The sequence below is a fragment of the Priestia sp. YIM B13552 genome (assembly GCF_042787775.1).
GTDB lineage: Bacteria > Bacillota > Bacilli > Bacillales > Bacillaceae_H > Priestia > Priestia megaterium_E.
In genome coordinates this window covers 965629-979625 of record NZ_JBHZOU010000001.1, presented here as the reverse complement: position 1 = coordinate 979625, position 13997 = coordinate 965629, and the positions used below count along the sequence as shown (strand labels likewise).

Annotated in this window: 13 protein-coding genes; 8 read left to right on the top strand and 5 right to left on the bottom strand. The window is 38.6% G+C overall.

The window, feature by feature from the left end:
- The first annotated feature begins 111 nt into the window (after positions 1 to 111).
- From ACFX40_RS04790 to ACFX40_RS04780, 3 genes are read left to right on the top strand one after another with little or no spacing between them, the layout of a single operon-like run.
- A complete protein-coding gene (locus ACFX40_RS04790; protein WP_028407584.1) occupies positions 112 to 1701 on the top strand; it encodes an ATP-binding protein in 1590 nt (529 codons plus the stop codon).
- Positions 1702 to 1728: 27 nt separating this feature from the next.
- Positions 1729 to 2400, top strand: a complete 672-nt coding sequence (locus tag ACFX40_RS04785) for a response regulator (RefSeq protein ID WP_028407585.1) — start codon at positions 1729 to 1731, stop codon at positions 2398 to 2400.
- A gap of 24 nt (positions 2401 to 2424) precedes the next feature.
- The gene (locus ACFX40_RS04780; protein ID WP_025749762.1) at positions 2425 to 3393 is read left to right on the top strand and encodes a tripartite tricarboxylate transporter substrate binding protein; all 969 of its coding nucleotides are present in this window, start codon (positions 2425 to 2427) and stop codon (positions 3391 to 3393) included.
- A gap of 38 nt (positions 3394 to 3431) precedes the next feature.
- Here the strand turns inward: ACFX40_RS04780 and ACFX40_RS04775 are convergent, their stop codons facing one another.
- Positions 3432 to 3611, bottom strand: a complete 180-nt coding sequence (locus ACFX40_RS04775) for a hypothetical protein (RefSeq protein WP_081731996.1) — start codon at positions 3609 to 3611, stop codon at positions 3432 to 3434.
- Positions 3612 to 3740: 129 nt separating this feature from the next.
- A complete protein-coding gene (locus ACFX40_RS04770) occupies positions 3741 to 4613 on the bottom strand; it encodes a LysR family transcriptional regulator (RefSeq protein WP_013055563.1) in 873 nt (290 codons plus the stop codon).
- A 140-nt stretch (positions 4614 to 4753) separates the two neighbouring features.
- On the opposite strand from ACFX40_RS04770, the gene ACFX40_RS04765 reads away from it, so the two are divergent.
- Complete coding sequence (locus ACFX40_RS04765; RefSeq protein WP_377237352.1) at positions 4754 to 5872, top strand: AbrB family transcriptional regulator; 1119 nt, start codon at positions 4754 to 4756, stop codon at positions 5870 to 5872.
- Between the two features lie 65 nt (positions 5873 to 5937).
- Positions 5938 to 6711 carry a class I SAM-dependent methyltransferase gene (locus ACFX40_RS04760; RefSeq protein ID WP_028407588.1) on the top strand — a complete coding sequence of 258 codons (774 nt, stop codon included), beginning with the start codon at positions 5938 to 5940 and terminating at the stop codon, positions 6709 to 6711.
- A 38-nt stretch (positions 6712 to 6749) separates the two neighbouring features.
- Here the strand turns inward: ACFX40_RS04760 and ACFX40_RS04755 are convergent, their stop codons facing one another.
- The 3 genes from ACFX40_RS04755 to ACFX40_RS04745 are packed head-to-tail and all read right to left on the bottom strand — an operon-like array spanning position 6750 to position 9692.
- Complete coding sequence (locus tag ACFX40_RS04755) at positions 6750 to 7595, bottom strand: ABC transporter permease (RefSeq protein WP_013081885.1); 846 nt, start codon at positions 7593 to 7595, stop codon at positions 6750 to 6752.
- Positions 7588 to 8793, bottom strand: coding sequence for a quaternary amine ABC transporter ATP-binding protein (locus ACFX40_RS04750; protein ID WP_028407589.1), 1206 nt, complete (start codon positions 8791 to 8793; stop codon positions 7588 to 7590). The genes ACFX40_RS04755 and ACFX40_RS04750 overlap by 8 nt, the downstream gene beginning before the upstream one ends.
- A gap of 35 nt (positions 8794 to 8828) precedes the next feature.
- The gene (locus ACFX40_RS04745) at positions 8829 to 9692 is read right to left on the bottom strand and encodes a glycine betaine ABC transporter substrate-binding protein (protein WP_028407590.1); all 864 of its coding nucleotides are present in this window, start codon (positions 9690 to 9692) and stop codon (positions 8829 to 8831) included.
- A gap of 594 nt (positions 9693 to 10286) precedes the next feature.
- Between ACFX40_RS04745 and ACFX40_RS04740 the strand changes: the two genes are divergently transcribed.
- The 3 genes from ACFX40_RS04740 (at position 10287) to ACFX40_RS04730 (ending at position 13899) form a co-directional block, all read left to right on the top strand.
- The gene (locus ACFX40_RS04740) at positions 10287 to 10874 is read left to right on the top strand and encodes a TetR/AcrR family transcriptional regulator (protein ID WP_080781636.1); all 588 of its coding nucleotides are present in this window, start codon (positions 10287 to 10289) and stop codon (positions 10872 to 10874) included.
- Positions 10875 to 11009: 135 nt separating this feature from the next.
- Positions 11010 to 12497 carry an aldehyde dehydrogenase family protein gene (locus ACFX40_RS04735; RefSeq protein ID WP_098333797.1) on the top strand — a complete coding sequence of 496 codons (1488 nt, stop codon included), beginning with the start codon at positions 11010 to 11012 and terminating at the stop codon, positions 12495 to 12497.
- 25 nt (positions 12498 to 12522) lie between these two features.
- Positions 12523 to 13899 carry a putrescine aminotransferase gene (locus ACFX40_RS04730; protein ID WP_028407593.1) on the top strand — a complete coding sequence of 459 codons (1377 nt, stop codon included), beginning with the start codon at positions 12523 to 12525 and terminating at the stop codon, positions 13897 to 13899.
- The last annotated feature ends 98 nt before the right edge of the window (positions 13900 to 13997 follow it).

Genomic DNA, 13997 nt, shown 5'->3' with positions numbered 1-13997 from the left:
GATAAGTTTTTTTGTCTAAAAAGCTTTTGGAATAAGGAGCGGATATACAAAAAATTTTGATAAAATAAAAGAGGAATAGAACTATAAGGTAAAGGCTAAAGGTGCGATGAAATGAAAAAATGGTTTCAAGTATCGCTGCAAACAAAAATCGTAGGTTTATCCGCAGCATTAATCATAACTGTTATTGTTCTTTTAGCGAGTATTTTCTCTTACATGCAGTTTGTAGAATCTAAAAGGCAAGCCGAGCAGCTGGCTCTTCAAGCAGCCAAATCAATATCATTTATGCCGGAAGTCAAAGCTGCTTTTCAAAAAAAACAGCCGAGTCGCTATATTCAGCCGCTTGCCGAGCAAGTGAGGGAACAAATCGGAGCAGCAAGTATTGTGGTTCAAAACCGTGAGCAACTCATCTATTCTCATTCTAATCAAAAATGGATAGGAAAGAAAAACAAAGAGGCGGTTAACGATAGAGCACTGCTGTTTGGCGGATATTATACGCTTGACGGAGAGGGAACCACAGGTCCTGCAATTATGGGGAAAGCGCCTATTGTTATCAGTCACGGAAAGTATACGGAGGTCGTGGGAGTAGTGACGGTTGAGTTTTTAAAGTCTCATGTTCATGCTCAGCTCATTACGCGCATTCAGCAAATTATCCTATTTTCACTAGCTGTTTTATTGCTTGGTATGATCGGGGGTATTTTTTTAGCTAAAAGTATCAAAAAAGATACTCTCGGTCTTGAGCCCCATGAAATCGCTTCTTTATACCGTGAACGAAATGCGATTTTACTGTCGATAAAAGAAGGAATTATTGCTATTGATCATCAGGGCTTTATTACGATGATGAATACATCAGCTAAAAATATGCTAGGACTACAGACGGAATATTTACATCATCATATCATTGAAGTATTTCCTTATACGAATATGATTGAAGTGCTAGATACGGGAATAGCCCGAAGCGACCAAGAGATTTTTTTGAATGAAAAAACGTTTATCTTAAACTTAACACCTATTATTGAACATCAGCGAATTGTAGGAGTGGTCGCTAGTTTTCGTGATAAGACAGAATTAAAAAGCTTAATCAATACGATTTCAGAAGTACGAAAGTATTCAGAGGATTTACGAGCTCAAACCCATGAGTTTACGAATAAGCTGTATGTTTTGTCGGGTTTGCTGCAGTTAGGGCAGTACAAAGATGCATTTGAGTTTATTCAAAAAGAATCAGCCGTACACCAAACACAAAATCGTATTCTATTTGATCAGATACTAGATTCTAAAGTCCAAGCAATATTGCTTGGGAAGATTGGAAAAGCATCTGAAAAGAAAATTCACTTTTCGGTTGATTCGGAGAGTACACTCGATACGCTCCCAGAACATATTGAAATTTCTCATCTCATTATCATTATTGGGAATTTAATTGATAATGCATTTGAAGCAGTGAGTCAGCAGTCTGAAAAAGAAGTGTCGTTTTTTATTACCGATATTGGTCATGATTTAATTATTGAAGTGATGGATAACGGACCTGGTATATCAGAAGAAGTACTAAATCAAATTTTCACAAAAGGTTTTTCAACCAAAGGTACAGACAGAGGATACGGACTGGCAAATATAAAGAAAATGGTAGATGAGCTTGGAGGATCTATTGAAGTATATAATCAGCCAGAAGGAGGAGCCATTTTTTCAGTTTACCTTCCAAAAAACTGAATCATGAGAAGTAAGGGGAGAGTCGAAATGTTAAGAGTCGCAATTGCAGAAGACGATTTTCGAATTGCTCAAGTTCAAGAGCGATTTTTATTAGAAGTAGATGGTGTGGAAGTTGTAGGTAAAGCGTTGAATGCAAAAGAGACGCTTGAAATGCTAAAGGAGAAGAAAGTTGATTTACTTCTTTTAGACATCTATATGCCAGATGAAATGGGAACAGATTTACTGCCAAAAATCAGAGCGCAGTTTCCACACGTTGACGTTATCGTGGTAACGGCTGCCACCGAAAAAAACATTGTAGAAATCTGTTTGAGAAACGGCGTCGTTAATTATTTGATTAAGCCGGTTATGATGGAATCCTTCATTAATGCTATTAAACAGTATCAAGAGAAAAAGGAACTGTTTAGTACGCGTGAAGAAGTTGATCAATCATTTATTGATGCGTACTTTGGACATGTCAGAACAAAGCCAAAAGCGGATAAATCTCTTCCTTCAGGTATTGATGGTATCACGTTACAAAAGTCAAAAGACATTTTAAAAAGCATCAAAGGAATTACGATCGAAGAGATGGGGCAACACATGGGAGTATCTAGAACGACAGCTAGACGATATTTAGAGTATCTAGTATCAACTGGTGAATGTCACGTTGAGTATGATTATGGGATTATTGGACGGCCGGAGCGCAAGTACTATTTAGCGTAGCATTAGCCTTGAAGGATGGTATATATGATCAAAAAGCTCATGATAGTGTTTATAAGTGTATTGCTTGTTAGCTGTTCTTCTCCCTCTAAAAAAGACCGTATTGATATGGGGGAAATTGAAATTGTGGCAGCCGGTGCAAAAGGCGGAGGAGCAGATGCAACAGTAAGAGCCATTCAACAAGTGCTAACGGAAAAGAAGATTGTGAAGGTACCCGTTTCTGTTAGTAATAAAATAGGCGGGCAAGGTGAAGAAGGATGGAAATATATTAAACAGAGAAAAGAAGGGAATATTGTTTCCGGAAATTCCAGTTTGCTGATTACAAATAATTTGCTAGGGCAAAGTCAATTAACCTATAAAGACTTTACTCCGCTCGCTATTTTAACATCTGAATGGGAGGTCATCGTAGTTCCTGCTAACTCTCCTATATATAATTTAAAACAGCTCATACGCACGTTAAATCAAAGTGAATCCAGCATGAAAGTAGGAATATCACCTCGCTTAGGAAACGACGATCATTTATCGTTCATGCAGCTGAATAAAAAAGCAGGCGTAGACTCTTCCAAGCTTGAGTTCTTCGTTTACAACAGCAGTCATAAAGTGATCGATGCGCTCGTTCATCATCAGCTAGATGTAGCACCTATGTCATTATCAGAAGTAAAAAAGCAGTATGAACAAGGGCAGGTAAGAATACTCGCCGTTTCTTCTCCCAGCAGGCTAGAAGAGTTAAAAGAGATCCCAACGTGGAAAGAAGCGGGAATTGACGTAACATTTAGCCATTGGAGAGGTCTAATGGGACCGCCTAATATGACCAAAGAGCAGGTAGCATATTGGAATAAGACAGTGTATGAAATGGTTCATACAAAAGAATGGGAACAGCTGCTTAAAGATAACGATTTAACCTCTTTTTATAAAAATAGCAGCGGTGCTAAAGTCTTTCTTGAACAGCAAAGCAAGCTGTATTCTGACTTAATGGGCGGAACAAATGACGAGTAGACATGATAAAGAAAAGGTTGAGGCATGACGAAATGAATCTAATCTAAAGATGAACAAATGGGATATATGAGCTGAACTGCTTTAGACACCGCAGTTGATTTCCGTGCAAGACTTCGCTTTCCGCGGGCGGGCGATGAGCCTCCTCGTCGCTTACGCTCCTGCGTGGTCTCACCTGTCCCGCTTTTCCCGCAGGAGTCTTCGTCTTGCCCTACAATCAACTGCTAGAAGGAACGAAACAGATGAAACCTATGTTTACTACAACAAAAAATGAACCACTAATCAAACATTTTGATTAATGGTTCATTTTTTCATTTCGGCTAAACTACGTTTGTTTCAACCTCTTTCTATCAGTGTACATCTTTTAAATCCAAGTTTTGAATGAACTCAATAAAAGCTTTTACGATGTTAATTTTTAATGAATCCTCATGATAAAACATCCATGTACTGCGCGTTAAAGGCTGCTGGTCTTTTGTTTTTAACGTGTATCTGTAAATCTCTGCTGCGTCATCAAGCAGCATACTCGGCAAAATCGCATAACCGAGTCCGTTTACAACCATCTTTTTGCATGTTTCTGCTTTATCCACTTCAATACTGACAAGGGGAGGCTGAGAGTAATTTTCAGCCCACCAGTTATCAACAGATGTTTTTAAAAAACGATCTTGGTGATAGTCAATTCGAGGTATATTGGGAAGGTTGTTTATGTCAACAGGCTGTGCAGACGCAATGCAAATCGTTTCTTTAAAAAGCAGCTCTTTCTGATCCTGCCAGTTATAATCACCTTTTACAAACGCAATATGAACATCGTGCTTATAAAGTAAGTGAGCCATGTCACTGCTCCATCCGGTGGTGACTTTGAATTCAACGTCAGGAAATCGCTCTTTAAATAACCGTAATAGTCCAGGTAGCTTGTAGTCAGTGAAAAAGTTAGACACTCCTAGACGTAAAGTACCGGTTAATTGATCATCCATGTTTAACACATTTTCTTTTATTTTTTGAAGCGTGAGCAGCATTTCTTCTGCGCACTTCACTAAATATTCCCCCTGCGGTGTAAATTGAACGCCGCGGCGTCCTCTGTTCACAATCTGAACATGAAATTCCTTCTCCATCTGCTGCAGTCTATGCGTAAGCGCAGGCTGAGAGATAAACAGCTCCTTGGCTGCTTTTGTAATGTTTTTTTCTCGATACAACACTTGTAGAATAAGCCAATCTCGATCGTCCATACTACCCCTCCAGGAATAAAAAAAATGAATGGTTTATAATAAAATTTCGATATTTTAATTATCTCTAAAATTATACTATAGTTAAGAAGAAGAATGTTCGGTGTAAGAAAGAAAAGCCTTGTAGAAGGAAGGAAGTAGATATGAACGCAAGAATTATTTTTTTACAATCTATATTTTTTATTTTATTAACAAGCGTCGGAGGATTTCTTTTATCGTTAACAGGTTTATCCATTGGCTGGATGCTTGGGACCCTCATTTTAGCTGCTATTCTAGCTTTCCGAAAGCCGCGTTTTTTATCTCAAACAAGCAAAAAAGGTATTCCAAAATATTGGCTGTACGCAGGACAGTGTATTTTAGGGATTGAATTAGGTCAAAAGATTAACTTGTCTGTATTAACTACGTTTCAATCTCACTGGTCCACCATTACGATCATGCTTTTGCTGTCCGTTGTTTTTTCTCTTTTATCCGGTTATTTGCTATGGAAGTTCAGTTCCACAGACTTATTAACAAGCTTTTTCGGCACGACTCCTGGAGGAATGAGCGCAATGCCAGGCATGGCTGAAGAGGTAGGGGCTAATACGGCAGTTGTAAGCATCATTCAAACAATGCGCGTGTTTTTAGTTGTGCTTGCTGTTCCTTTATTTGTGGTCTATTGGGGAAGTAATACAGGTCGGCATGCAGTGGCAGCTACTCTAAGTATTTTTGGGTGGGAATCACTGCTATGGACAGGCGTTTTAATCGTTACAGCAGTAGTAGGCTATTATATAGGAAAAAAACTAAAATTTCCTGCTCCTTGGTTAGTAGGGGGAATGCTTACTGTTGCGATTGTTCAAACAGCTGCTTCATCGTACGCGGGCTATAATCTTCAAGCATACTGGCCTCATTCTGTGATGATTTTATCGCAAATTTTTATCGCGTCAAGCATTGGTTCTCGCTTTCATAAAGAAATGTTTATCGGCGTAAAAAAAATTATAGTTGTTGCGCTTATTAATACAATCGGCTTAATTGCTGCTATGTTTGTTTGTGCACTACTCGTCTCCAAAATAACTGGAATCGGGCTTATTACGTCTATTTTAGCGTTTGCTCCTGGAGGCATTGCAGAAATGGCGACTACATCAATTGTACTGCAAGCTGATTCGACGTTGGTAGTAGCCGTCCAAGTACTTCGAATTTTAACCATTTGGCTGCTTCTTCCTCCGCTGTTTCGCATGTTTCATCAATGGGGAGAAAGAAAAAGAATACATTCACACGTTTCCTAATAAATATGTGAATGCACTAGGCAAAGTAACAGAGAGTTTTAAAGAGGAAAATGGGGGGAGAATAGATGAGTAATAAAGAAATGGTGGTCAGTCAGTTCGGGGGGAATGCTGGAAAGTACGTCAAAAGTAAAGGTCATGCGAAAGGCAAAGATTTAGCTGTTTTAGCGGAAATTGCTGAAGAAAATAGAGGAGGAAAGCTGCTTGATGTAGCAACAGGAGGAGGACACGTGGCAAATAAGCTAGCACCTGTTTTTCAAGAAGTAACGGCTTTTGACTTAACTCCTCAAATGCTGCAAAGTGCTGAAGGCTTTATTAAAGAAAATGGTCATGAAAATGTATCGTTTGTTCAAGGAGATGCTGAAGATATGCCATTTCAAGATGACGAGTTTGATACGGTAACGTGCAGAATTGCACCTCACCATTTTCCTAATATTAAACAGTTCATCAAAGAGGTATACCGAGTGTTAAAGCCAGGCGGACAGTTCTTGCTCATTGATAATGTAGCACCGGAAGTGAATGCTTATGACGAGTTTTATAATCGAGTTGAAAAGACAAGAGATCCAAGCCATTATCGTGCTTATAAAAAAACAGAGTGGCTTTCTATGCTTGAAATGCAAGGGTTCCGTACAGAAGTGCTGACAACTTTTCCAAAGCGCTTTTTATTTGATGACTGGTGCGGGATGATGAATGTTCCGGAAGAGACAAAGCATGAGCTTACTCAATATATGCTGAATATACCAAGGGGATTTAAGCAGTTTTTTGACATCAAAACGAATCAACAAAGAATTGAATCGTTTCAAGGGGAAGCAATCTTTGTAGCGTGTTACAAAAATAAATAAAAAGAAGCCAACTCACCGGAGTTGGCTTCTTTTTTTACTTATGCTCGTTGGTTTGAACGATTTCCAAAATATTGCGTAATACGATCTAAAATAATCGCTAAAATAACGATTGAAATTCCAGCTTCAAAGCCCGTGCCGACTTCAAGTCGAGAAACTGCACGGTATACTTCCGCACCAAGTCCCGGAGCACCTACAAGAGAGGCAATAACAACCATTGAAAGAGATAGCATGATGCTTTGGTTAATTCCGGCCATGATGGTTTTTGTAGCTAATGGAAGCTGTACTTTAAATAATTTTTGTTTTGTTGTTGAACCGTAGGCATTTGCTGCTTCTACTAAGTCAGCGGGTACTTCGCGAATACCTAGGTTCGTTAAGCGAATCGTCGGAGGCATTGCAAAGATAACAGATGAGATAACACCTGGCACTACACCGATTCCAAAAAAGAAAAGTGCTGGAATCAAATAAACAAATGCGGGCATTGTTTGCATAAAGTCTAAGATTGGCGTAATAATTCGAGCCGTCTTTTCGCTTTGAGATGCCCAGATGCCAAGCGGAATTCCTACTATAATCGAAATCAGTACGCTTGTTAAAACGAGGGCTAGTGTGTCCATGGTTTCTTGCCAGTAGCCAAGATTAAGAATAAATAACAGGCCAATCATTGATAAAATAGTAAATGACCATTTTTTACTTGAAAACCAAGCAATGATTCCGACAATTAAGATTAAAATTAATGCTGGTGGAAAAGTTAACACTAGTACAATAAAACTTACAATACCATCGACAATAGCTGAAATAACATCAAAAAAACCTTTGATATTATCATTTAAAAACGTGACAAAATGGTCAATCCAATTGCCAACGGGAATTTTAGGAATACTATTCATTTACGTTCACCTCATTACTATCAGTACCGGCGAGTGCTTCAATCACTCGTTCTTTTTTAATGATGCCGCGCAGACGATGGTTTTCATCTACAACCGGTAGCGGAAAGCGGCTGATAACCATTTTGTCGTACAAGTTTTCTAGTAGCGTATCTGTTGTAACAGTTGGAATATCCGTATCTAATACGTCTGCTGTCAGTTTATCTTGTTTAATGGCACGGCTAATATCATCTGCAGTTACAACTCCTAAAAGAGTTTTTTTCTTGTCTACGACGTAGATGCTTGAATAACCAGCTTCTTGCATGATTTTAAGAGCCACGCGCGGACCTCGGTCTACGGTAATAGATTCGGCACGGTTCATCACGCTTTCAGCTGTGTATACTTTAGCTACATTAACGTCTTCCACAAAGCGCTCAACATAATCATTGGCAGGGTTTGTCATAATTTCTTCAGGTGTTCCTACCTGAACAACACTGCCGTCTTTCATTAAAACGATGCGATCTCCGATTCGAAGAGCTTCATCAAGATCATGGGTAATAAAAATGATTGTACGTTCCATTTTTTCTTGAAGCTCCAGTAAGAAATCTTGCATGTCTTTACGAATAAGCGGATCTAGTGCACTGAATGCTTCATCCATTAATAAAATATCAGGGTCATTGGCAAGTGCTCGGGCCAGCCCGACGCGCTGCTGCATACCGCCGCTCAGTTCACCAGGGTATTGATTTTCGTACCCTTTCAAACCTACTAATTCAAGCGCTTCTTTTGCTTTCTTTTCACGTTCGGCTTTTGGTGTACCTTGAACTTCTAGTCCGTATTCTGTGTTATCAAGAACCGTACGGTGAGGGAATAGGGCAAAGTTTTGAAAAACCATGCTCATTTTTTTTCGGCGCATGTCGCGGAGTTCATCTTTGTTCATTTTTACTACATCGTCACCGTCCAAAATAAGGGATCCAGATGTTGGTTCAACAAGGCGATTAAACATACGAACTAAAGTGGATTTACCACTTCCAGACAGGCCCATAATAACGAAGATTTCACCGGATTTGATTTCGAAGTTTGCTTGATTAACCCCTATTGTCATTCCTGTTTCTTCTAGAATTTCTTTTTTTGTTTTTCCTTTTTGAAGTAAATCAATCGCTTTTGACGGATTCTTACCAAACACTTTGGTTATATTTTGTACTTTTAATTTTACGTGTTCCATATGTCCACCTCAATTGTTGTTTTCTTTTACGTCCATTAATCTTTTGTCCAACTGTCAACTAGCTTTTTATGCTTTTTTACCCATTCTTGCGCTGCTTCTTCAGGATTCGAAGATTTTTCAACTTGTGATAGAAGAGGACTGATTAATTTATCATTCATCTGTGCATTATTCATCCATTTTATGACTTGAGGATTTGTCTTTTTAAATTCCTTGCTTGTCATTGTGTAAATGTTGTCAGGGTCTCCAAACGAATTTTTAGGATCTTTTAAGTATTTGATATCAAAGTCTGCAAAAGCCCAGTGAGGATTCCACATAGTAACAACAATTGGTTTTTTGGCATCATAGGCTTTGCGCAGTTCACTGAGCATAGCTGCCTCAGACGATTTTACAAGCGTATAGCTTTTAAGGTTATAATCTTTTAACGCCTGTTCGGCTAATCCATTAATACTGGAGCCTGGGTCAATTCCAATTACTTTGTTATCGACATCAGAAGCAACCTTAGCAAGGTCTTCCGTTGTGTTCACATCTTTCATATAGGCGGGAACTGCGAATCCTAAGCGCGCGTTTTTAAGCCAAGGGTCTTCGATGTTTACTTGATCTTTATACTTTTTGTAAAAAGGCGCATCTGTTGTAGGCAGCCATGGTGCAAACGAAATATCAATGTCGTCATTGGCCGTTCCTACCCAAACACCGGCTTTCTCTAAGAAAACAGTTCTAACCTTATAACCTCGATCTTCTAAAATCTGTTTCCATACGTATGTGTAGGCGATGTTTTCAGTATAGTTATTCATGCCGATGGTAATGGTTTTTTTATCTTTAAATGCGCCATTACCGTTGCCGCAAGCCGAAGTAATAACTAGAAGAAAACAAATCATACTGATTAACAATAGTTTCTTCATGCAATGTAACTCCTTTATAAAGTTTTAAATCAATCTGACTGATATGTAGAACGGATGCTAAACACAACGAAGTGTATACCCGGTTTTTTTAGGTAGTAAACATAGAAAATATAAAATGTGAAATAGAGTGGGTGATTTTTCGGCGTTATAAAGTTATTTTTAACTAAAAATGTACATTGTAGTTAAGAGAAATTATGGGAAATAAATGGATAAAATAAGTGACTGTAGAATCAGTTTTACATGTTACCACTCTTTTTTTTACTCCGTCAACTTTAAGTGAAGAGTAATTAGGTCATAAAGCTTTATAAATAAACGCAGAAAAGTATCTTTCTAATAAAGATACTTTTTCAGAAGAATAGTTGCTTGAAGAGCGTTATATCAGCTTTTATTTTGGATTGTCAAAAGAAGAGAAATAACAGTGAGACATATAAAAAAAGCGAGGGTAAAATGATAAAATAAAAAAATATTTTTGAAGTCGGTATACGGCCGATTTTTAATTAAATTTAAAGATTCAGAAAATTTTATCTTGCGTAATTTTGGTTGCTTGTAGTAAAATGAATGAAAGTCATTCATTTTATAGGTGGAGGGAAAGAGTTGGTTACAAGCACAAGTGAAAAATACGATAAAATCTTACAGGCAGCGATTGAAGTTATATCTGAAAAGGGGCTTGATAAAACGTCAATTTCAGACATTGTAAAGCGTGCAGGCGTAGCTCAAGGAACTTTTTATCTTTATTTCAGATCCAAAAATGCCCTTGTTCCTGCTATTGCAGAAAACTTACTTTCTTTGTCGCTTGAAAAAATTAAAGAAAGAGCTAAAACAGCAACAAATTTTTTAAGTACATTAGAGGTAATGATTGACGAAACGTATAAAACAACAGATGAATATAGAGATGTTCTTGTTTTATGCTATTCAGGGCTCGCTTTTGACTATTCATTAGAAACATGGGAAGCTATTTACTTACCTTATTACAACTGGTTTGAAGAGGTATTAAACGAGGCTGTTAGAAAGGAAGAAGTCATTAAGCAGCTTAACGTTAAATGGACAGCTAAAACGATGATCAATTTGATTGAAAATGCTGCGGAACTTTTTTATATCGGGCGAGAGCAAGATGTCACACTTGAACAATCGAAGGAAGAACTTTTTCAATTCTTAAAGCGTTCTCTTGTGCCATCCGTGTAATATTAGCGCTGCTGATATTACACCTATCAAAATGACTGACATTCATTCAAAATATACAATTAATTATCAGAATTATAAGTTTTTTAAAGTTTAAAATGACTGACAATCAGTCGTTATTTAATAAGGAGGTATCTTATGGATCGTACAGCCGTTAAAACGTTAACTTTAAATATGTACATAAACGGAGAGTGGAAAAAAGCAGAGAAGCAGCGTCCTACTGTTAATCCAGCGACAGGTGAAGTAATTGGATATGCTGCAGAAGGCAGCGCAGAAGATATGAAAGCAGCAATTAAAGCTGCACGGGAAGCCTTTGACAGCGGAATTTGGTCTGAGACTTCTGCATCTGAAAGAGCAGCTATCTTATTTAAAATTGCCGATAAGCTTGAAGAAGCGAAAGAGGAATTAGCAGCGCTAGAAACAATGGATAACGGAAAGCCCTATCGCGAAGCTGAGGCTGATGTGGAAGATGCAGCTGCTTGTTTTAGATATTACGCTGGATTAATTACAAAGCCAGACGGTCAAACGTACAGTGTTCCTGCACCTATGCAAGCAATGGTTATAAAAGAACCAATTGGAGTGTGCGGATTGATTGTACCTTGGAATTATCCGCTGTTGATGAGCGTGTGGAAAATTGCACCTGCTTTAGCTGCAGGAAATACGATTGTATTTAAACCTTCTGAAGTGACACCGGTTACTCCTACAAAACTTTTTGAGATCTTAGAAAGCGTAGGATTGCCAAAAGGAGTAGCAAACCTTGTTATGGGAGCCGGAGATACTGTAGGAAATACGCTTATTCAAGATAAGCGTGTTGATAAGATTTCCTTTACAGGCGGAACGGTAACTGGAAAACACATTATGCGTCAAGCAGCAGAGAATGTAACGAAAGTCTCTTTAGAACTTGGAGGAAAGTCACCGAACATTATATTTGCTGACGCTGATTTTGAAACAGCTGTAGATTATGCCTTATTCGGAATTTTTGCAGGTAGCGGCCAAATTTGCGCTGCAGGTTCTCGTATTTTAGTAGAAGAAAGCATCGCTGAGAGATTTATCGAACGTTTTGCAGAGCGTGCTCAAAAAATTAAAGTAGGAAATGGAATGGAACAAGAGATTGAAATGGGCCCTCTTGTAAGTGAAGAACATATGGAAAAAGTATTAAAGTACGTCGAAATTGGAAAGCAAGAAGGCGCTCACCTTGTATGCGGAGGCAATCGAATCACCAGCAGTGGATTGGAAAAAGGATTCTTTGTAGAACCTACGGTTTTTAGTAACGTTACGTCAAATATGAAAATTGTGCAAGATGAAATCTTTGGTCCGGTTGTTGTTATTCAAACGTTCAAAGATGAAAAAGAAGCTATTAAGCTTGCAAATGATACGGAATACGGTTTAGCAGGCAGTGTGTTTACAACCGACGGCGCAAAAGCTCTTCGAGTGATTAAAAAGCTGCGTGCGGGCATCACTTGGGTAAACACGTATCATTTTACATTTAACGAAGCGCCTTGGGGCGGATATAAGCAGAGCGGAATTGGCCGAGGACTGGGCACGTTTGGATTGGAAGAATTTCAAGAAGTAAAACAAATTAATATTAATTTACAAGTAGAGCCAATCGGCTGGTTTAAAAATTAAAAAGTAGAGAAGGAGCGATATTAAAATGAATACAGTGACGAAAAATCAAGAAGTAAACAAAGCATATGGTGAAGTAAACGAATATATCAACAAAGTGCTGGGGCTTATTGAAAAAAGCGAAGTGTCAGCTGAAGAAGCACAGTGGATTACGAAAGAAACAGTAGACGGATTTCGTGAGCATGTCAACCCAGGCTTTTTAGAATATCGCAAAACAGTAACGGTGGATACGCAGTTCGCAGCTGTTGAATGGTCAGATGAAGGCTCTTGTTTTACGGATGTAAACGGTAAAAAATACATTGATTGTTTGGGCGGATTTGGAATTTATAACGTGGGGCACCGCCATCCTAAAGTAGTCAAAGCTGTTCAAGATCAGCTTCAGCGTCAAGCGCTCCATAGCCAAGACTTATTAGATCCACTTCGTGCGATGCTTGCGAAAATTTTAGCAGATATTACACCGGGGGATTTGAAGTATTCCTTTTTCACAAACAGCGGAACAGAAAGTGTAGAAGCCGCTTTAAAATTAGCGAAAATGTATAGTGATCGAACAACGTTTATTTCCACAACACGTTCTTTTCATGGAAAAAGTCTAGGTTCTTTATCAGGTACGGCAAAAGGAATGTTCCGTAAACCATTTCTGCCGTTAATTCCAGGTTTCCGTCACGTACCGTTTGGTGATATTGACATGATGCGCAAAACATTTGAAACGTGCGCGCTTGTAGGGGAAGATGTGGCAGCTGTTTTATTAGAACCAATTCAAGGAGAAGGCGGCATTATTCTTCCTCCTGAAAATTATTTAAAAGAAGTGCGTGCACTATGTGATGAGTACGATGCTATCTTAATTTTTGATGAAGTTCAAACAGGTATGGGACGTACCGGTGAAATGTTTGCATCAGAACTATACGATGTTGTACCCGATATTTTATGTCTTGCTAAAGCGTTTGGAGGAGGGGTTATGCCTGCTGGGGCAGTCGTAGCAAAAGAAAAAGTGTTCTCAAGCTTCTTTGATAATCCTTTTATGCACACAACAACGTTTGGAGGCAACCCGCTTGCCTGCGCAGCCGCTATTGCAACCATTAACGTGTTGATTGAAGAACAGCTGCCAAACCGTGCGAAAGAGCTCGGAGAATATTTCCTTGCTGGTTTAAAGAAAGCAGCTGAAAAACATGGAGATAAAGTACTTGAAATCAGAGGGCAAGGTTTAATGATTGGAATTGAGTTTCACCAAGATGAAATTGGCTACGCGCTTTCTAAAGGTATGTTTGATGAAGGGATTCTAGTAGCCGGCACGCTTGTAAACTCTAAAACAATTCGTATTGAGCCACCGTTGACTATTTCAGCGGAAGAAGTAGATCAAGTCATTTCTACATTTGAAAAAGTATTAAATGAGCTGAACCACCAATAAATGTAACAAGGAGCAATGAATATGAGTCGGCAAACGTTTCTTATTCCCGTATTGCTTTCAATGATTTTAGTAGTGGAAATGCCTAGCCACTAACTGAA

Bases quoted from the DNA above. Each gene is read 5' to 3' on its own strand.
- ACFX40_RS04760 (WP_028407588.1), top strand. From the start codon at position 5,938: ATGAGTAATAAAGAAATGGTGGTCAGTCAGTTCGGGGGGAATGCTGGA.
- ACFX40_RS04770 (WP_013055563.1), bottom strand. From the start codon at position 4,613: ATGGACGATCGAGATTGGCTTATTCTACAAGTGTTGTATCGAGAAAAA.
- ACFX40_RS04755 (WP_013081885.1), bottom strand. From the start codon at position 7,595: ATGAATAGTATTCCTAAAATTCCCGTTGGCAATTGGATTGACCATTTT.
- ACFX40_RS04735 (WP_098333797.1), top strand. From the start codon at position 11,010: ATGGATCGTACAGCCGTTAAAACGTTAACTTTAAATATGTACATAAAC.
- ACFX40_RS04765 (WP_377237352.1), top strand. From the start codon at position 4,754: ATGAACGCAAGAATTATTTTTTTACAATCTATATTTTTTATTTTATTA.
- ACFX40_RS04730 (WP_028407593.1), top strand. From the start codon at position 12,523: ATGAATACAGTGACGAAAAATCAAGAAGTAAACAAAGCATATGGTGAA.
- ACFX40_RS04750 (WP_028407589.1), bottom strand. From the start codon at position 8,793: ATGGAACACGTAAAATTAAAAGTACAAAATATAACCAAAGTGTTTGGT.
- ACFX40_RS04745 (WP_028407590.1), bottom strand. From the start codon at position 9,692: ATGAAGAAACTATTGTTAATCAGTATGATTTGTTTTCTTCTAGTTATT.
- ACFX40_RS04780 (WP_025749762.1), top strand. From the start codon at position 2,425: ATGATCAAAAAGCTCATGATAGTGTTTATAAGTGTATTGCTTGTTAGC.
- ACFX40_RS04790 (WP_028407584.1), top strand. From the start codon at position 112: ATGAAAAAATGGTTTCAAGTATCGCTGCAAACAAAAATCGTAGGTTTA.
- ACFX40_RS04785 (WP_028407585.1), top strand. From the start codon at position 1,729: ATGTTAAGAGTCGCAATTGCAGAAGACGATTTTCGAATTGCTCAAGTT.